Annotated in this window: 10 protein-coding genes; 3 read left to right on the top strand and 7 right to left on the bottom strand. The window is 36.1% G+C overall.

From position 1 onward, the window contains the following. The first annotated feature begins 28 nt into the window (after nucleotides 1-28). The gene (locus tag JOD96_RS19215; RefSeq protein WP_072970243.1) at nucleotides 29-385 is read left to right on the top strand and encodes an RNA recognition motif domain-containing protein; all 357 of its coding nucleotides are present in this window, start codon (nucleotides 29-31) and stop codon (nucleotides 383-385) included. Between the two features lie 144 nt (nucleotides 386-529). Here the strand turns inward: JOD96_RS19215 and leuB are convergent, their stop codons facing one another. The 4 genes from leuB to leuC all read right to left on the bottom strand — a co-directional run bounded on the left by leuB (nucleotide 530) and on the right by leuC (nucleotide 5,748). After that, nucleotides 530-1,591, bottom strand: coding sequence for a 3-isopropylmalate dehydrogenase (leuB, locus tag JOD96_RS19210; protein ID WP_007809706.1), 1,062 nt, complete (start codon nucleotides 1,589-1,591; stop codon nucleotides 530-532). Nucleotides 1,592-1,821: 230 nt separating this feature from the next. Next, nucleotides 1,822-3,342 carry an alpha-isopropylmalate synthase regulatory domain-containing protein gene (locus JOD96_RS19205; protein ID WP_209565839.1) on the bottom strand — a complete coding sequence of 507 codons (1,521 nt, stop codon included), beginning with the start codon at nucleotides 3,340-3,342 and terminating at the stop codon, nucleotides 1,822-1,824. Between the two features lie 257 nt (nucleotides 3,343-3,599). After that, nucleotides 3,600-4,196, bottom strand: coding sequence for a 3-isopropylmalate dehydratase small subunit (gene leuD, locus JOD96_RS19200; RefSeq protein WP_209565838.1), 597 nt, complete (start codon nucleotides 4,194-4,196; stop codon nucleotides 3,600-3,602). Between the two features lie 157 nt (nucleotides 4,197-4,353). Beyond that, a complete protein-coding gene (gene leuC / locus JOD96_RS19195; protein WP_209565837.1) occupies nucleotides 4,354-5,748 on the bottom strand; it encodes a 3-isopropylmalate dehydratase large subunit in 1,395 nt (464 codons plus the stop codon). Nucleotides 5,749-6,408: 660 nt separating this feature from the next. Here leuC and dnaE point away from each other — a divergent pair. Together dnaE and JOD96_RS19185 are read left to right on the top strand one after the other, a co-directional pair. Continuing rightward, nucleotides 6,409-10,941, top strand: a complete 4,533-nt coding sequence (gene dnaE / locus JOD96_RS19190; RefSeq protein ID WP_209565836.1) for a DNA polymerase III subunit alpha — start codon at nucleotides 6,409-6,411, stop codon at nucleotides 10,939-10,941. Between the two features lie 179 nt (nucleotides 10,942-11,120). Then, nucleotides 11,121-12,092: an outer membrane beta-barrel protein gene (locus JOD96_RS19185; protein ID WP_209565835.1), complete on the top strand. Its 972-nt coding sequence runs from the start codon at nucleotides 11,121-11,123 to the stop codon at nucleotides 12,090-12,092. 200 nt (nucleotides 12,093-12,292) lie between these two features. Here JOD96_RS19185 and JOD96_RS19180 read toward each other — a convergent pair whose 3' ends face one another. From JOD96_RS19180 to JOD96_RS19170, 3 genes are all read right to left on the bottom strand, one after another. Then, nucleotides 12,293-13,285: a Gfo/Idh/MocA family protein gene (locus JOD96_RS19180; RefSeq protein ID WP_209565834.1), complete on the bottom strand. Its 993-nt coding sequence runs from the start codon at nucleotides 13,283-13,285 to the stop codon at nucleotides 12,293-12,295. 263 nt (nucleotides 13,286-13,548) lie between these two features. Beyond that, nucleotides 13,549-15,657 carry a prolyl oligopeptidase family serine peptidase gene (locus JOD96_RS19175; protein ID WP_209565833.1) on the bottom strand — a complete coding sequence of 703 codons (2,109 nt, stop codon included), beginning with the start codon at nucleotides 15,655-15,657 and terminating at the stop codon, nucleotides 13,549-13,551. Between the two features lie 219 nt (nucleotides 15,658-15,876). After that, the gene (locus JOD96_RS19170; protein ID WP_209565832.1) at nucleotides 15,877-18,084 is read right to left on the bottom strand and encodes a TonB-dependent receptor; all 2,208 of its coding nucleotides are present in this window, start codon (nucleotides 18,082-18,084) and stop codon (nucleotides 15,877-15,879) included. Nucleotides 18,085-18,229: the final 145 nt, after the last annotated feature.

Genomic DNA, 18,229 nt, shown 5'->3' with positions numbered 1-18,229 from the left:
TTTGCTACATTATTATAAATAAGTACATATGAACATTTTTGTTGGAAGCCTTCCATTCAGTATTGAGGAAGCAGATTTAAGAGAGTCTTTCGAGGCTTACGGAGCAGTAGATTCAGTTAAAATTATCACTGATAAATTTACTGGAAGAAGCAAAGGTTTTGGTTTTGTTGAGATGCCAAACGATGCTGAAGCTCAAAAAGCAATTGATGAACTGAACGGAGCTACTGTTCAAGGTCGTGCAATTGTGGTTAATAAATCTGAACCGAAACCTGAGGGTGAAAGAAGAAGCTTCAATAATAACAGCCGTGGTGGAGATTCACGCGGAGGTTATGGTGGAGGAAACAACCGTGGTGGAAATGACCGTGGTGGTAGAGGAGGATATTAATATTTTTTTCTAAATATATAAAAGGGATCAACGAAAGTTGATCCCTTTTTTTATGTGGTAAATTTTGTTTCAGGTTTCAGGTTTTATTTTGTTTCACGTTCCAATAACTTGAAACTTGAAACAAAATAAAACCTGAAACTAATATTATAAGTTTGCTACAAGCCAGTCTCCAACTTCGCTTGTTTTATAAGCTTTAGTTCCTTTTGCAGCTAAATCTTCTGTAACAATTCCTTGTTCCAGTGATTTATTAACAACAGCACGAATAGCTTCGGCTTCATCTTTTAATCCAAAAGCATCTTCAAACATCATCGCAGCAGATAAAATTGTTGCCAAAGGATTTGCAATATTTAATCCGGTTGCCTGAGGATAAGAACCGTGTATTGGTTCGTACAATGAGGTATGTTCTCCAACAGAAGCAGAAGGCATTAATCCCATAGAACCTGAAATTACAGAAGCTTCATCTGTTAAGATATCTCCAAATAAATTCTCTGTAATCAACACATCGTAAGAGTTTGGCCATTGTACCAAACGCATCGCAACAGCATCAACAAATTCATAAGAAACCGTAACTTCCGGATAATCCTTTTCCATTGCCTGAACGGTTTCTCTCCACAAACGTGAAGTTTCTAAAACGTTTGCTTTATCGACACAACAAAGTTTTTTGCTTCTTGTCATGGCTAATTCAAAACCTTTTTTAGCTAAACGCTGCACTTCGGCTCTTGTGTAAACACAGTTGTCAAAAGCAGTATCACCGTTATCTTTTCTTCCTTTTTCTCCAAAATAAATTCCGCCGGTTAATTCTCTTAAGAAAACCAAATCAGTTCCTTCTATTCTTTCTCTTTTTAAAGGAGAATTATCAATTAAGGAAGGAAAAGTAAAAGTTGGACGTACGTTAGCAAACAAGCCTAATTTTTTGCGCATCAATAATAATCCCTGCTCCGGACGAACTGGTGCACTTGGATCGTTATCATATTTTGGGTGACCAATTGCTCCAAATAAAACAGCATCGGCTTTCATACAAACTTCGTGGGTTTCATCAGGATAAGGAACTCCTACTGCATCAATAGCGCATGCTCCGGTTAAAGCTGGTGTCCATGTTATTTCGTGATTGAATTTCTTTGCAATAGCATCAGATACTTTTACGGCTTCATTAATTACTTCTGGTCCGATTCCGTCACCGGCTAAAAGGGCTATGTTAAATTTCATTTCTTTTAAGGTTCTAAGGTTCTGAGTTACTAAGGTTCTAAGTTTTTTTCTTAGTAAGCAGAACTTTTATTTATAATTTTTTTAAAGGTTCTAAGTTTCTGAGTTTCTAAGATTCTAAGTTCTTTCTTAGTGGGCTTAGTAACTTCATGTTTTTTTAAGATTCTGAGTTTTTAAGATTATAAGCTCAAAGAAAAAATCTCAGAACCTTAGCATCTTAGCAACTTAGAACCTTAGGCTATTACATTCAACATTTTTTGCGTTGCAATAATGGCAGCAACGGTTTGATCGGAATCTAATCCTCTTGTTTTAAATTCTTTTCCGTTATTTACCCAGGTTATAATCGTTTCGCATAAGGCGTCAGAACTACTTCCTGGTGGAATTCTTACGGCGTAATCAATCAATTTTGGCAACGTTAGTTTTTTGCTTTTGTAAATTTTAGATAAAGCATTCATAAAAGCATCAAACTGACCATCGCCCTGCGCACTTTCTTCGATAATTTCATCATCAATTTTAAGAAGCAAAGTTGTCGACGGACGCATTCCTTTTGAATGCATTAATACGTAAGATTCAATTGTAATTTTATCCTGATAGGTATGGCTGTCCAAAACATCAGAAATAATGTATGGCAAATCTTCTTTGGTGACAGTTTCTTTTTTATCGCCTAGTTCGATAATTCTTTGGGTAACCAATTTCAAATCTTCCTGATTTAATTTTAAACCTAATTCCTGAAGATTTTTCTCGATATTGGCTTTGCCTGAAGTTTTTCCGAGCGCATATTTTCTTTTTCTTCCAAAACGTTCCGGGAGCAAATCATTAAAGTATAAATTGTTTTTATTATCACCATCAGCATGAATTCCGGCAGTTTGAGTAAAAACATTATCCCCAACGATTGGTTTGTTGGCAGGAATTCTATATCCTGTAAAAGTTTCAACTAATTTACTTACCGTATATAAAGAAGTCTCTTTGATGTTAATGCTAACTTCTGGCAGATAATCGTTTATTACGGCAACAGTACTTTCCAGTGGTGCATTTCCTGCACGTTCTCCCATTCCGTTTACCGTTACGTGAAGTCCGTTTATGCCTGCTTTTACGGCTTCCATTACATTGGCGACACTCAAATCGTAATCATTATGAGCGTGAAAATCAAAATGAATATTCGGATATTTTATTCTGATTTTTGAAATAAATTCAAAAGCCAAAGACGGAATCAAAACGCCTAAAGTATCCGGAAGTAAAATTCTTTTAACAGGCTGAGTTGCTAAAAAATCCAGAAATTGAAAAACATAATCCGGAGAATTTCGCATTCCGTTGCTCCAGTCTTCCAGATAAACATTGGTTTCAATATCGTTTTCTTTTGCTAAAGCAATGATTTGGGCAATTTCAGAAAAGTGCTGTTCCGGAGTTTTTTTTAATTGATGCGTTAAGTGATTCATTGAACCTTTGGTCAACAAATTCTGCACTTTTGCTCCGGCTTTTTTCATCCAGTCTATAGAAACACCTCCGTCTACAAACGAAAGCACCTCAATACGATTAATATAGCCTCTCTCGGTTGCCCAGGATGTAATGCCTTTCACGGCCTGAAATTCGCCCTCACTTACGCGGGCAGATGCAATTTCGATTCTATCAATATTTAGTTCTTCCAACAACAATTGTGCAATGGTCAGTTTTTCTGCAGCAGAAAAAGATACTCCGGAGGTTTGTTCACCATCACGAAGCGTCGTATCCATTATTTCAATTTTTCTTTTTTCCATATTGATATTCTAATTTCTAACTGTTTGGATTAAGTGATATCCTAATATTTTAATTTGAACACTGATTTTACGGATTCGCTTTGCGAAGACGCAGATTACCACTGATTTTTACTTAAGTTAAAAATAAAATCTGTTTTTTTCAGCGTTTTTGCGATAGCAAATCTGTTTTATCCGCGTTCTATGTTTTCTAATTTAATTTAGAAAAACCCGACAAGTTTCAAAAACCTGCCGGGTCTCATAGGACTGAACCTGATTTTTTAATAAGGAAGTTTATCGGCGAAAGCCACAATATCTTCTTTAATATTTTGCAGATAATCAATGTCATCAAAGCCATTGATCATGTTGTTCTTTTTGTATCCGTTGATTGCAAAAGATTCTGATTGACCCGTTGCCAATAAAGTAATCGTTTGGTTTGGCAGGTTGATTTCCAATTCTGTTTTAGGATCAGCTTCGATTGCTTTAAAGATTGTATCCGCAAATTCTGGGCTAACCTGAACTGGTAAAACACCAATATTCAAGCAGTTTCCTTTAAAGATATCTGCAAAGAAACTTGAAACTACAGCTCTAAACCCGTAATCATAAACTGCCCACGCAGCATGTTCTCTCGAAGATCCTGAACCAAAGTTTTTTCCTCCAACCAAAATTTTTCCGCTGTAAGTTGGGTTGTTTAAAACGAAATCTGCTTTTGGAGTATCATCTCCGTTATATCTCCAGTCTCTGAAAAGATTGTCTCCAAAACCTTCACGTTTTGTAGCTTTCAGGAAACGAGCCGGAATGATTTGATCTGTATCTACGTTCTCAATTGGCAGCGGCACTGCACTGCTGGTAAGTATATTAAATTTATCGTATGCCATTTTAATTTTAGATTTTTGGATTTTAGTTTTTAGATTTTTCTCGCTGGGATGAATCTAAAGGCTAAAATGTTTTGTATAAATAATGTAAAGAATTTTTATTTAAAGAAATTAGATGAAGATTACTCAAAATAAGAAATCTAAATCTCAACTCTTTAATCTAAAATAATTCCCTCGGATCTGTCAATTTTCCTGTAACAGCGGCAGCGGCAGCCATAATCGGACTTGCTAAAAGCGTTCTTGAACCAGGACCCTGACGACCTTCAAAGTTTCTGTTTGAAGTACTTACTGCATATTTTCCGGCTGGAACTTTATCATCATTCATGGCTAAACAAGCAGAACATCCAGGCTGACGTAATACGAAACCTGCTTCTGTCAAAATATCCAGAATACCTTCTTCTTTAATCTGAGCTTCAACAACGTGAGAACCCGGAACTAACCAAGCGGTAACATTATCAGCTTTTTTTCTTCCTTTTACAATTTCAGCGAAAGCCCTGAAATCTTCAATACGGCCGTTTGTACAACTTCCCAGGAAAACATAATCAATTGGTTTTCCAATCATCACGTCGTCTTCCTGGAAGCCCATATAAGCAAGCGATTTTTTATACGTTTCTTCTCCCCCTTCAACCTGATTGGCGTTTGGAATATGTTTTGAGATACCAATTCCCATTCCAGGGTTAGTACCATAAGTAATCATTGGTTCAATATCAGAGGCGTTGATGTTTAATTCAGCATCAAAAACAGCGTCCGGATCAGTTTTTAAAGTTTTCCAATATTCAACAGCTTTTGTCCATGCTTCTCCTTTTGGAGCGTAAAGTCTTCCTTCAAGGAAATCAAAAGTAGTCTGGTCAGGAGCGATCATTCCGCCGCGGGCACCCATTTCGATACTTAGGTTACAAACCGTCATACGGCCTTCCATTGTCATATTTTCGAAAACATCACCAGCATATTCAACAAAATAACCTGTTCCTCCAGAAGTAGTTAATTGGGCAATAATATAAAGAGCAACGTCTTTTGGACCGACACCTTTGCTCAATTGACCGTTTACGTTAATACGCATTTTCTTTGGTTTTGGCTGCATGATACATTGTGTAGAAAGTACCATCTCCACCTCAGAAGTTCCGATACCAAAAGCAATCGCTCCAAAAGCACCGTGAGTAGACGTGTGCGAATCACCACAAACAATAGTGGCACCTGGCAAAGTAATTCCGTTTTCAGGACCAACTACGTGTACAATTCCGTTTTTAATGTGACCTAATCCCCAGTGCGAAATTCCGTATTCATTAGCATTATCTTCAAGAGCCTGAAGCTGATTGGCGGATAAAGGATCCTGAACTGGTAAATGTTGGTTTATAGTTGGTGTATTGTGATCTGCAGTTGCAAAAGTACGTTCCGGATAAAGAACCTTAACGCCTCTGGCTTTTAATCCTAAAAAAGCAACAGGACTTGTAACTTCGTGAATGAAATGGCGGTCAATAAAAAACACATCTGGTCCATCTTCAATTTTACGCACTACATGTGAATCCCATACTTTGTCAAATAATGTCTTACTCATTTTTTATTTTTTTTAATTGTAATTTCTATAATCACAGCAATTCCTGATAATAGCAAAACAAAAGTAAAAAAAGATACAAGGGCGTCAATTTCAATATTTCATTATATACGATACCCAAACTAAATTACGTATTGCTAATAAGCTTTTATGTATTCAATTTTGGCAGAAAAATGATTCAGAAATTGATTTTAATTTTCTTTTTTAGCTTTAATTTCTTTTAATTATTTTTTGTTTTAATAGTTTGCAAATTTATCTCATAATCGCCACATATAGTAATAATTAATTAGAAAAAATGTAACATATCGAGTAAAAATAGTAATAATTAGTATTTTTGATTTCTTTTTTGAGTTGTGGCTTTATTTGTTTTTCAGTACTTTTTGAATTGTTTTTTGTTTGTTATTTAGATTCAATACATGTTCCTAATACTACGACATCCAAGTAGTATATTTTTATCAAATTTTATGAATTTTAAGAGAAAAACTGATTAGTTCATAAGAATGATTTTTTGGGTTATATGGATTTTCTTTCTTCCAAAAAAAGCGTAAATTTGAACCTCTTCCAAATTCACTTTATGACCTTTTTATAATTCCTGTAATCAAGGATTTACAATGTTTAAAATTGGAATTTGGAATTTTTAAAATTGTCTTTTTATAAAAATCTATGTATTTAATATTCGATACCGAAACAACCGGATTACCAAAACGCTGGGATGCTCCCATTACCGATTCTGATAACTGGCCTCGCTGTATCCAGATCGCATGGCAGCTGCATGACGAAATGGGGCAGCTTATTGAGCATCAGGATTATTTGGTAAAACCCGACGGATTTAATATTCCCTATGATGCTGAACGTATTCACGGAATTTCGACTGAATTGGCTGAGGCCGAAGGAATTTCGCTTGCTGAAGTTTTGGAGAAATTCAATATTGCTTTAAGCAAAACCAAATTTATTGTTGGTCAGAATTTAGGTTTCGACGTTAATATTATGGGAGCAGAATTCCATAGAATGGGCGTAGACTCTCCGATGGCTTCAATTCCTGTTTTGGATACGTGTACCGAAGTTACAGCTTCCTTATTACAACTTCCGGGAGGTCGTGGAGGAAAATTCAAACTGCCAACCTTAACAGAATTACATAATTATCTTTTTAACAAACCTTTCGCGGAAGCGCATAATGCAACTGCCGACGTTGAGGCAACTACGCGTTGTTTTCTGGAGTTAATAAGAAGAGAGGTTTTTACCAAAGAAGAACTGGATGTTCCGAAGGATTATTTCAGGGAATTTCAAGAAAGAAATCCACAGGAATTTCCATTAATCGGTTTAAAACACATCAATTTAAAAGCGGCTTCAGATAAAATCAGAGAGCAAATAAAAGCTTTGCAATCTGATGACAAACAAACTACGGTTTCAGCCTCTGACAAAGCAGATTTTAAAGCGGCAAAATTTGCGCATTTGCACAATCATACGCAGTTTTCGGTGCTTCAATCTACTATTGGTATTGGAAACCTTGTTTCGGCTACAGCCAAAAACAGAATGCCGGCCGTTGCCATGACAGATACCGGAAACATGATGGGAGCTTTCCATTTTGTGAGCGCTGTTATGAACCACAATAAAGCGGCATCTGGAAAAAATAAAGCTTTGGTTGAAGCCGGAGAAGACCCAACAGAAACAGAAATAAAACCAATTGTAGGTTGTGAATTTAATATTTGTGAAAATCATTTAGATAAAAGCAAAAAAGACAATGGTTATCAGGTTGTATTATTGGCTAAAAACAAAGCAGGATATCACAATTTGGCCAAAATGGCTTCCATTGCCTACACAGAAGGCTTTTATTATGTTCCGCGAATTGACCGAAAGATCGTCGAAAAATACAAAGAAGACATTATGGTCTTGTCCGGAAATTTATATGGAGAAATTCCAAGTAAAATTCTGAACATCGGAGAAAACCAAGCCGAGGAATCTTTGATTTGGTGGAAAGAACAATTTGACGATGACTTTTATCTGGAAGTGATGCGCCATAATCAGGAAGACGAAAACCGTGTCAACAAAACCCTGATTGAATTCTCCAAAAAACATAATGTCAAATTAATCGCAACAAACAACACCTACTATTTAAATAAAGAAGATGCCAATGCGCACGACATTTTATTGTGTGTAAAAGACGGTGAAAAACAGGCAACTCCAATTGGTCGTGGCCGTGGCTACCGTTATGGTTTACCAAATCAGGAATACTATTATAAGTCGGAGGAAGAGATGAAAAAACTCTTTGCCGATTTACCGGAAGCCATTATTAATATTCAGGAAATTGTAGATAAGGTCGAAGGTTATTCACTTTATCGTGATGTATTGCTTCCAAAATTTGATATCCCGCAAGAGTTTTTTGTTCCCGAAGATGAAGCTGACGGAGGTGTTCGTGGTGAAAATAAATATTTGAGACACCTTACGATGGAAGGTGCCAAAAGAAGATATGGAGAAATAACCGAATCGATTCAGGAACGTCTGGATTTTGAACTCTTAACGATTTCAAATTCAGGATATCCGGGTTACTTTTTGATTGTTCAGGATTTCATTGCCGAAGCCCGAAAAATGGATGTTTCTGTAGGTCCGGGTCGTGGATCTGCAGCGGGATCTGCCGTTGCTTATTGTTTAGGAATTACAAATATTGACCCAATTAAGTACGATTTGCTTTTTGAGCGTTTCCTAAATCCGGACCGTGTATCGATGCCCGATATTGATATCGATTTTGATGATGAAGGACGTGGACGTGTCATGGATTATGTAATCAATAAATACGGAAAAAATCAGGTAGCGCAAATTATTACGTACGGTAAAATGGCAACCAAATCGGCAATTCGTGATACAGCACGTGTTTTGGATTTACCCTTATTTGAAGCCGATAGAATTGCCAAACTGATTCCCGGGATGATGCCGTCAAAATGGAATTTGGCGCGTTTTATTTCGGAGAGCGAAGATGAGGTTAAAAAAGCGCTTCGTTCTGATGAATTTGAAAATGTAAAAGAATTGATCGCGATTGCCAATGAAGGTGATTTGGCCGGAGAAACCATTCAGCAGGCAAAAATCCTTGAAGGCTCTATGCGAAATACGGGAATTCACGCCTGTGGAGTAATCATTACGCCATCGGATATTACCAATTTCGTTCCCGTTACTACGGCAAAAGATTCTGATTTATATGTGACGCAGTTTGATAACTCGGTTGCAGAAAGTGCAGGATTACTAAAAATGGACTTCCTGGGTCTGAAGACCCTTACGCTGATAAAAGACACGGTTAAACTGGTAAAATACAGAACCGGAATTGAGCTGGATCCAGATACATTTCCTATTGATGATGAAGAAACCTATGCGCTTTTCCAAAGAGGAGAAACCGTTGGAATCTTCCAATATGAGTCGCCTGGAATGCAGAAATACATGAAAGACCTGAAACCGACTGTATTTGGAGATTTAATTGCCATGAATGCCTTGTATCGTCCGGGACCTTTGGAGTATATTCCGTCTTTCGTTCGAAGAAAAAACGGTGACGAGGAAATCAAATACGACTTAGATGCCTGTGCCGAATATTTGTCTGAAACCTACGGAATTACGGTTTATCAGGAGCAAGTAATGCTTTTGTCTCAGTCTTTGGCAGGATTTACAAAGGGTGAGGCAGATGTTTTGCGTAAAGCGATGGGTAAAAAACAAAAAGACGTACTGGACAAAATGAAACCTAAGTTTGTGGAGCAAGCTTCGGCAAAAGGTCATGATGCAAAAATTTTAGAGAAAATCTGGAAAGACTGGGAGGCTTTTGCGAGTTATGCCTTCAACAAGTCGCACTCTACTTGTTATGCCTGGATTGCGTATCAAACGGCATATTTGAAAGCGCATTATCCTGCTGAATATATGGCGGCGGTACTTTCTAATAACATGAATGATATTAAGCAGGTTTCGTTCTTTATGGAAGAATGTAAACGTATGGGGTTGCAGGTATTAGGGCCTTGTGTTAATGAATCATACTATAAATTTACGGTAAACGACGATTATGCGGTTCGTTTTGGAATGGGTGCTATTAAAGGTGTTGGTTCCGGAGCTGTAGAAACAATTGTAGAGAACCGAAAAGACGGAAGATATAAATCGATTTTTGATTTGGCTAAGCGAATTGATTTGCGTGCAGCCAATAAAAAAGCAATAGAAAACTTAGCGCTTGCAGGTGGTTTTGATTCTTTTGAAGGAACAACCAGAGCACAGTATTTTCATGATGATGGAGACGGAATTACTTTTTATGAAAAGGCAATACGTTATGGATCGAAATTTCAGGAAAACGAAAATTCATCGCAGGTAAGTCTGTTTGGAGAAACAAGCGAAGTTCAGATTGCAGAGCCTGTTGTGCCACCATGTGAAGACTGGAGCACGATGGAAAAACTGGCAAAAGAAAAAGAAGTTGTCGGGATTTATATTTCAGGGCATCCTCTGGATGATTTTAGATTTGAGATGAAATACTTCTGTAATGCCCGATTAGAAGCTTTAAAAAACATGGAATTGTATGTAGGTAAAAACCTCAATTTTGCCGGAATCATTAATAATGTGCAGCACCGTGTAGCCAAGAATGGAAAAGGCTGGGCAGCTTTTAATTTAGAAGGTTATGATGAAAGTTTTGAGTTTAAGATTTTTGGTGAAGAATACCTGAAGTTTCGTCATTTCCTGATTCAGAATAATTTTGCTTACTTGAAAATATTGATAAAAGATGGCTGGGTAAATCATGACACGGGTAAAAAATCGGAACCAAGAATGCAGTTTGTCGAAGTAAGGCAATTGCAGGATATATTAGAAGCATTTTCAAAAAAACTGATTTTACTATTGAACATTAAAGATCTGCAGGCTGAATTTATTCATAAATTAAGTCATTTGTTTAATGAGAATAAAGGAGATAATTCTGTGGCTTTTGAAATCATGGAACTGGAAAAGATAAAAAGATTGGTTGAGGTAGAAACACCAACAGATTTTGAAGAGACCGATGAAGCTGTTTTTGAAGAAGAAAATGATAACGAAGATGTTGTGCAAACCAAAATTCAGCAGGTAAATGAAGTAGAGGAAATTAAGGTTGTTACTAAATTAACTATGCCCAGCAGGCGTTTAAAAGTAAAGATTTCTGCAGAACTACTGCAGGAATTGGAAAAAATGCAGATTAATTTTAAATTGAACTAAAAAATTAACAGTTAAAATTTAATAGAATGCTTTTTTATAGTGTTAAAATTATGCATGCATAATACTTTTTTAGTAATATTGCCTGAAATTACAACGATTTCGTACGAACCGTACTGAGCGAATCTGAAAAATTATGTTAAAATAATTTAAGTTTGTATAAATTAATTAAATCAGGAATTATGAAAAAGAACCTATTTTTATTAGGATTATTAGTTTGCTCAATGACCGCTATGGCGCAAACTGACACGGCAAATAAACCAGAAAGCTGGTATTTTAAATTGGGAGGATCATACTTCAATCAAACTGCTTCAACAGAATTTCCTGAAGTAGGAGGACAAGCGCCAAATAGAGATGTATATTCAGGAACCTTAACAAATAATAAATTAGTTTCAAGAGAAAGTATAACAGGTTCTTTTGGACAAGGTTTTAGAAGTGGAATTACTGCAGGGTACCGTTTTTCTACACGTATAGGGGTAGAGTTGTCTGCAAATTATTACATAAGTAATAGTAAGACAATGGCTGAAACTACTGGTAGACTTTATGGATATAATCCAAATACTACTGTTGCTACATACATTAGCTTTGAGGCTGATGGGCAAATCAAAGCTTTTGATTTAGCTCCTGCAGTTGTAATGTTTTTAGGTGAAGCACATGGTTTTGAACCTTATACTAAAGTTGGGGTTATTGTGCCAATTCATGGAACTTTAGACATTAAAACAGATAGACAGCTTGTGTCTTATGTAGGTAATGATGTTGTAAACACAACTAATATTTATTCTAAAGATGTAGTAAAACCAAATCCAACAATTGGATTTATGGCTGCTTTAGGTACATCATACAAATTGGGAAAACACATTTCTGCTTTTGCTGAATTAGAATACCGTAACTTTACTGTTCATGGTAAAACTAAGGAAACTACTGAATATACGGTTAATGGGCAAGATGCTTTAGGAACAAGGACTAAATCACAAATACATACTAATTATCACGAAAGATTAGATGTAAACTCTAATAACCCTTTGTTTAATCCTGATACAACTACAGCAGATACTGCTGATACAACCAGAAAAGACGACGCTATGGATGAATTAAGTTCATATGTTGGAATTTCAGGTTTAGGTATAACTATAGGGCTTAAATACAGCCTATAATTTTCTAAAGGAATTAATAAGTTTATAAAAAAGAGGATATTCGATAGAATATCCTCTTTTTTTTGACGTGTTGTTTGTCATCCCGAGGAACGAGGGAGCACACTAGTAATTCCGTAAAGCACATCGACAATCTTTGCCCAGCTTCTAGTGCGATCCCTAGTTCCTCGGGATGACAAAATTGTGTTATATAATTTGTTTCATTATTTCAAACCTCTAAACTCCTTCAAAACTTCATCAATAACCCAGGTAGTTCTTGCTCCAGAAGTTCCTTTAGAAGGAGAAACACCTTCATTACCTAAAAGTTCAGCAACAACAGTTTCTATAAAAGGCTGTTGAATATGAAGCGGATTTTCGATAGTTATACTTTCTTTTTCTCCATTCAAAAGTTGAATATGTATTGGATCATTTCCAAAAGTTGAGAAAGAAATTTTTCCTTTATCACCTACAATTTCTGTATTGTCATAACGTTCAAAACTCGCAAAATTCCATAAACCTGTTCCGTGAATTCCGTTTTCAAATAAAAACGACATTGAGACAGAATCTTCCGCAGGATAAGCGAGAAGTTGTGAACTTGCATGTCCGCGGACAGACTTTATCGGTCCTAAAACAAAATCAAGGAAGTCTAAAGTATGGCAGGCCAGATCAACAAATATTCCACCTCCTGAAATATGAGGCATAACTGTCCATGGTAAATTGATTTCATCATCATAACGTTTTTCAAACGGGTGATATAAAACACAGTTTACATGTCTTATCGTCCCAATTTTACCTTCGTCAATTAATTCTTTTATTTTTAAAAATCTTGGTAAACTTCTTCTGTAATAAGCAACAAATAGCGGAACATTATGTTCTTTGCAAGTGCTTATCATTTCATTACATTCTTCAAATGTCAATGCCATTGGCTTTTCAACATACACTGGTTTTCCTGCTTTGGCGCATAAAATGGTATATTCTTTATGAGACGATGGAGGTGTAGCAATATAAACCGCATCTACTTCAGGATCATTTATTAAATCAATAGCATTAGAATACCATTTGGGAACATTGTGGCGTTTGGCGTAATCTTCAGCAAGTTTGGCATCTCGTCGCATTACTGCAACTAAAGCCGAATTCGGTGCTTTTTGAAAGGCAGGTCCGCTTTTAACTTCAGTTACATTACCGCAGCCTATAATTCCCCATTTTATAATTTTCATCGTTTTATTTTTTTATTATTTCAAATTTAAAAAAGGTTTGCCACGAATTACACTAATTTTCACTAATTCTTTGCGCTTAAAAAGTTTGCCACAGATTAAAAGATTCTCACATATTATAAAAAGTAGCCACTAAATACAAAAATTAGCACGAATTTAATTAGTGAAAATTCGAGGAATTCGTGGCAAAAAACTTCACAGATAAAAAAACCACGAACTCACAATTTAACTCGTGAATTCGTGGCTATTAAATTATAGACTAAAGTTTATTTTTTCGGCAAATCTTTAAATCCCATATTGTAAAGTGTGAACGCCTGAATATCTACATTTTCCTGAATGGTTGCCGCAACTGATTTTCCGGCACCATGTCCGGCTTTTACATCAATCCTGATTAACACAGGATTTTCTCCGGTTTGTTTATCCTGTAACTCAGCAGCAAATTTAAAACTATGCGCCGGAACTACACGGTCATCATGATCTCCGGTAGTGACCATAGTAGCAGGATAATGAACTCCTTTTTTTACATTTTGAACTGGTGAATATCCTTTAAGATATTCAAACATTTCCTTGCTGTCCTGAGCTGTTCCATAATCAAAAGCCCATCCTGCACCTGCAGTAAAAGCATTATAACGCAACATATCCATAACCCCAACTGCCGGCAATGCTACTTTCATTAAATCCGGACGCTGCGTCATTGTTGCGCCCACTAATAAACCTCCATTAGAACCTCCGCGAATTGCAAGAAAATCAGATGAAGTATATTTTTGTTTTATCAAATATTCTGCAGCAGCTATAAAATCATCAAAAACATTTTGTTTCTTCAGTTTTGTTCCTGCGTCGTGCCATTTTTTCCCGTATTCACCGCCGCCTCGTAAATTAGCTACGGCGTAAATCCCTCCGTTTTCCATCCAGACTGCATTTGAAATGCTGAAACTTGGAGTTAGGCTTATATTAAATCCACCATATCCATAAAGGATTGTAGGGTTTTTGCCGTCTAATTTTATTCCTTTTTTATAAGTAATTATCATCGGGATTTTTGTTCCGTCTTTTGAGGTGTAGAAAACCTGTTTTGATTCATAATCCTCATTTTTGAAATCTACTTTTGGTTTTTGATATACTTCTGATTTACCTGATTTTGGTTCAAACGAAAAGATTGTTCCCGGCGTGATATAGTTTGTAAAAGAATAGTAAAGAATCTTTTCCTCTTTTTTACCGCCAAATCCTCCGGCAGTTCCCACAGCAGGAAGTTTGATTTCGCGAACTAGTTTTCCGCTGTAATCATATTGCAAGACTAATGAAACAGCATCTTTAGTATAATTAGCAAAGAAATATCCGGCTCCGGTTGAAGGTGCCAAAACATTTTCGGTTTCCTTGATAAAATCTTTCCAGTTTTCCGGTTTCGGATTTTTTGCATCCACAAAAACAACTTTTTTATTGGGTGCATTTAAATCTGTTTCAATAAAAAGTTTGGTTCCTTCGTTTTCAATGATAGAATTGTCGCTGTCAAAGTTGTCTACAATTGTGACAATCGGACTATTTGCAGTTTTTAAATCCTTAATATATAATTCGTTTCCATAGGTTGAATTAGCAGCCGAGATCACTAAAAAATGATCGTCTTCGGTAACGTAGCCACCAACATATCTTCTTTTATCTTCAAGCCCAAAGATAACTTTATCGTCTTTTTGAGAAGTTCCCAATTTATGGTAGTACAATTTATGCTGGTCTGTCTTGGCAGATAGTTCGCTTCCTGTTGGCTTATCATAACTGGAGTAGTAAAAACCTTCATTTTTAAACCATGAAATCCCGCTGAATTTGACATCAACAATAGTGTCCTCTAAAACTTTTTTAGACAAAGCATCAATAATAATAACTTTTCTCCAGTCGCTTCCTCCCTCAGAAATAGAGTATGCAGCCTTGGATCCATCTTTAGAAAAATCCAAACTGCCCAGAGAAGTTGTCCCGTCCTTAGAGAAAGTGTTCGGATCTAAGAAGACTTCATCTTTGCCATTCTTATCTTTTCGGTAAATTACAGATTGATTTTGCAGACCATTATTTTTAGAATAGTAAGTAAAATTCCCTTCTCTTGACGGAGCTCCGATTTTCTCATAATTCCATAATTTTTCCATACGTTTTTTTAGCTCTTCGCGAAAAGGAATTTTAGCTAAATAAGCATAGGTAACTTCATTCTGCGCTTTTACCCATGCACCGGTTTCGGCAGATTTATCATCTTCAAGCCAACGATAAGGATCGTTTACTTTTGTGTCAAAATACGTGTCAATAGTTTCACCCTTTTTTGTTTCGGGATACTGAATTTTTGTTTGCCCAAATGAAATTCCTGCAGTAGTAATAGCCATTATAAGAATTGTTTTTTTCATAGTTTAAGTTTGTCAGTTGTAACAAAAATAGTGCTTTTTGTGAAGATATAAAATTTAACCGCAAAGCACGCAAAGTCTTTTCGCAAAGGACACAAAGCTTTATTTAAATCTCGCAAAAGTCGCAGAGTCGCAAAGAAAATAACTTTGCGTCCTTGCGACTTTTGCGAGAAATAAGTTAGCGCTCCTTGCGCAATCTTAGCGTACTCTGCGGTTAAAAAATTATAGAGTGAAGTTTACTCCCAAAACAATATTTCTTCCAATATTTGGAATTCCGTCTGTTTTTAATCTTGAAAGATGGGCAATATACTTTTCATCAAATAAATTGTTTCCGTTCAGGTTAATGTCAAAAGCAGTTTTACCAAGTTTAACTGTTCCTCCAAAACCTAAATTTACCAGAGTATACCCTTTAGAAGCGGTTTCAAAACCACTTACATTATCCTGATCAAAAGTCGAAGAAACATTCAAGGAAGCATATCCTTCCTTTAACCAGTTTTTAATATCAAATTCGGTTCTAAGTGTATTATTCCAGTTGTTTGCAGGAATCAGGGGCAAATAATCCTTATTGTCTTTTTTGCCTGTAACAGTTTCAAAACTTGTTTCAAAATGCAGCCAGTCCAAAGGATGCGGATGAAAGTGCAATCCTATCTCACCACCATATAATTGTGCATTATCCTGAACGTAAGCAAAAACATCATTATCGTCAAGTGTTTCTCCCGTTGGAGAAGTGTAGATATAATTGTTTATATGATTGTAAAATCCATTTACAAAAAATTCAAAATGTGAATTTTTATATTCTAAATTCAAATCTGTCTGAACGTTTTGTTCCGTTTTTAAATCCGAATTTCCAATTTCGTATCGGTTAGTTCCTTCGTGAACCCCATTTGATGTTAACTCTGCTAAGTTTGGCGCTCTAAATCCGGTAGCAACATTTAAGCGAAGCGTTAGAGGTTCAGCCAATTGGGTTTTATAACCCAAAGAAGCGTTAAAGCTTTTAAATGATTTGTCTAGATCCTGAAAATAACCTTCTTCACCTTCACTTACATGTGCTTCAGAAGTAACATTTCTGTTATCGAAACGCAATCCAGCTTGTAAAACGTTGCTGTTCCATTCATAATTTGCAGTTCCAAAAACACCAAAATCATTTGTAGTGGCATTAGGAATTAAATATTCTTCACCTGAGTTTTTGTTTGTCTGATGCATTCCCTGTACACCCAAAATAGTTTCAATTTTACCAAATTTCGGAAAATGATATTTTGCATTATAATTGAATGTATTCAGTTTCATTCGCAAAGAGGCATCATTACTGTCCTCAAATTCGCTTCTGTCGTTAGCTATATAACCTAAATCAACGTCTAGTTTTGAGTTTTCAAAAAAGATAACATTGTTCAGACTCAATAAATGGTTAAAAATTCCCTGTCTTGGAAACTGGGTATCTTTGCTTGAAGATTGTTCTGCGATTCCTTCTTCCGGAATTCCTATATCAAGCTTATTATAATTATATCTCAATACACTTGAAAAACTTGAATTACTGTATCCGATTCCTGTCTTAAAATCAGTTTCATTGTAGCGTGAATTGGTTACACGGTCTCCATCGGCAATTTTGTAATCTGAATGGGTATTGAAACTTCCGCGTGCCAGGAATTTCCAGTTATCCGTAGAAGTTTTTAATCCAATAGAGGAATTACTTCCTTCTGTATTGGTAAAATATTTTTGGCTAAAATTGGCTTTAAAAGTATTCGCGTCAGCAAATTTTTCGGGGTTAAAATACAAAACACCACCCAAAGCGTCAGATCCGTACAATAAAGAAGCCGGGCCTTTAATTACTTCAACACTTTCGATTCCAGCATCATTTAATCCCAAACCATGTTCATCACCAAATTGCTGATTTTCTATACGAACACCTTGAGAATAAACCAAAACACGATTCCCGCTAAGTCCGCGAATTACCGGTTTTCCTATAGATGTTCCTGTAGAAATTTGTGAAACTCCCGGAATTGTGGCCAGGCCTTCAATCAATGTCGAAGTTCCTTTTTGTTGTAGCGTTTTGATGCTTTCGTGTTCTACCTTCATTACGTTTTGCGATTGCAGTTTGTTGAATGGGGTAGAGACAATTACTTCATCCATTTCAAGAATTGACTCTTCGAGTGTAACGTCTAAGGTATTTTCTTTTAATAATTTAATAACAGTTTTATTTTGAGTTGTAAAGCCAACAAATGCAAAAGAAAGCCTTAAGTTTCCGTTTGGAAGATTTGTAAACTGATATTTTCCAGTTTCGTCTGTAGTAGTACCTTTATGTAATTCGGGAGCATAAACCGATACTCCGGGCATAGGCTGATTTTGAGAATCTGTTACAGTTCCGGAAACAGAGTTTTGAGCTGAAAGCAGCCCTGAAAACCCTAAAATAAGGGTTAATATTATTTTTTTCATTTGAAATGATGCTATAGTTAAATTGATTTTTCTTTAAAACAAAAACCTGAAAAACAATAAAGCCTGCCGATCCCGATTGATTCAGGATGGGAAAATCCAATGTTTGTTTGGAATTAAATTAAAAGATTGTGATTTTGATTTCGTT

This window comes from Flavobacterium sp. 1355 (assembly GCF_017833415.1).
In the GTDB taxonomy this organism is placed as follows: Bacteria; Bacteroidota; Bacteroidia; order Flavobacteriales; family Flavobacteriaceae; genus Flavobacterium.
Note: the sequence above shows the minus strand (reverse complement) of the source record. Positions and strands in the feature narration are given on the sequence as shown.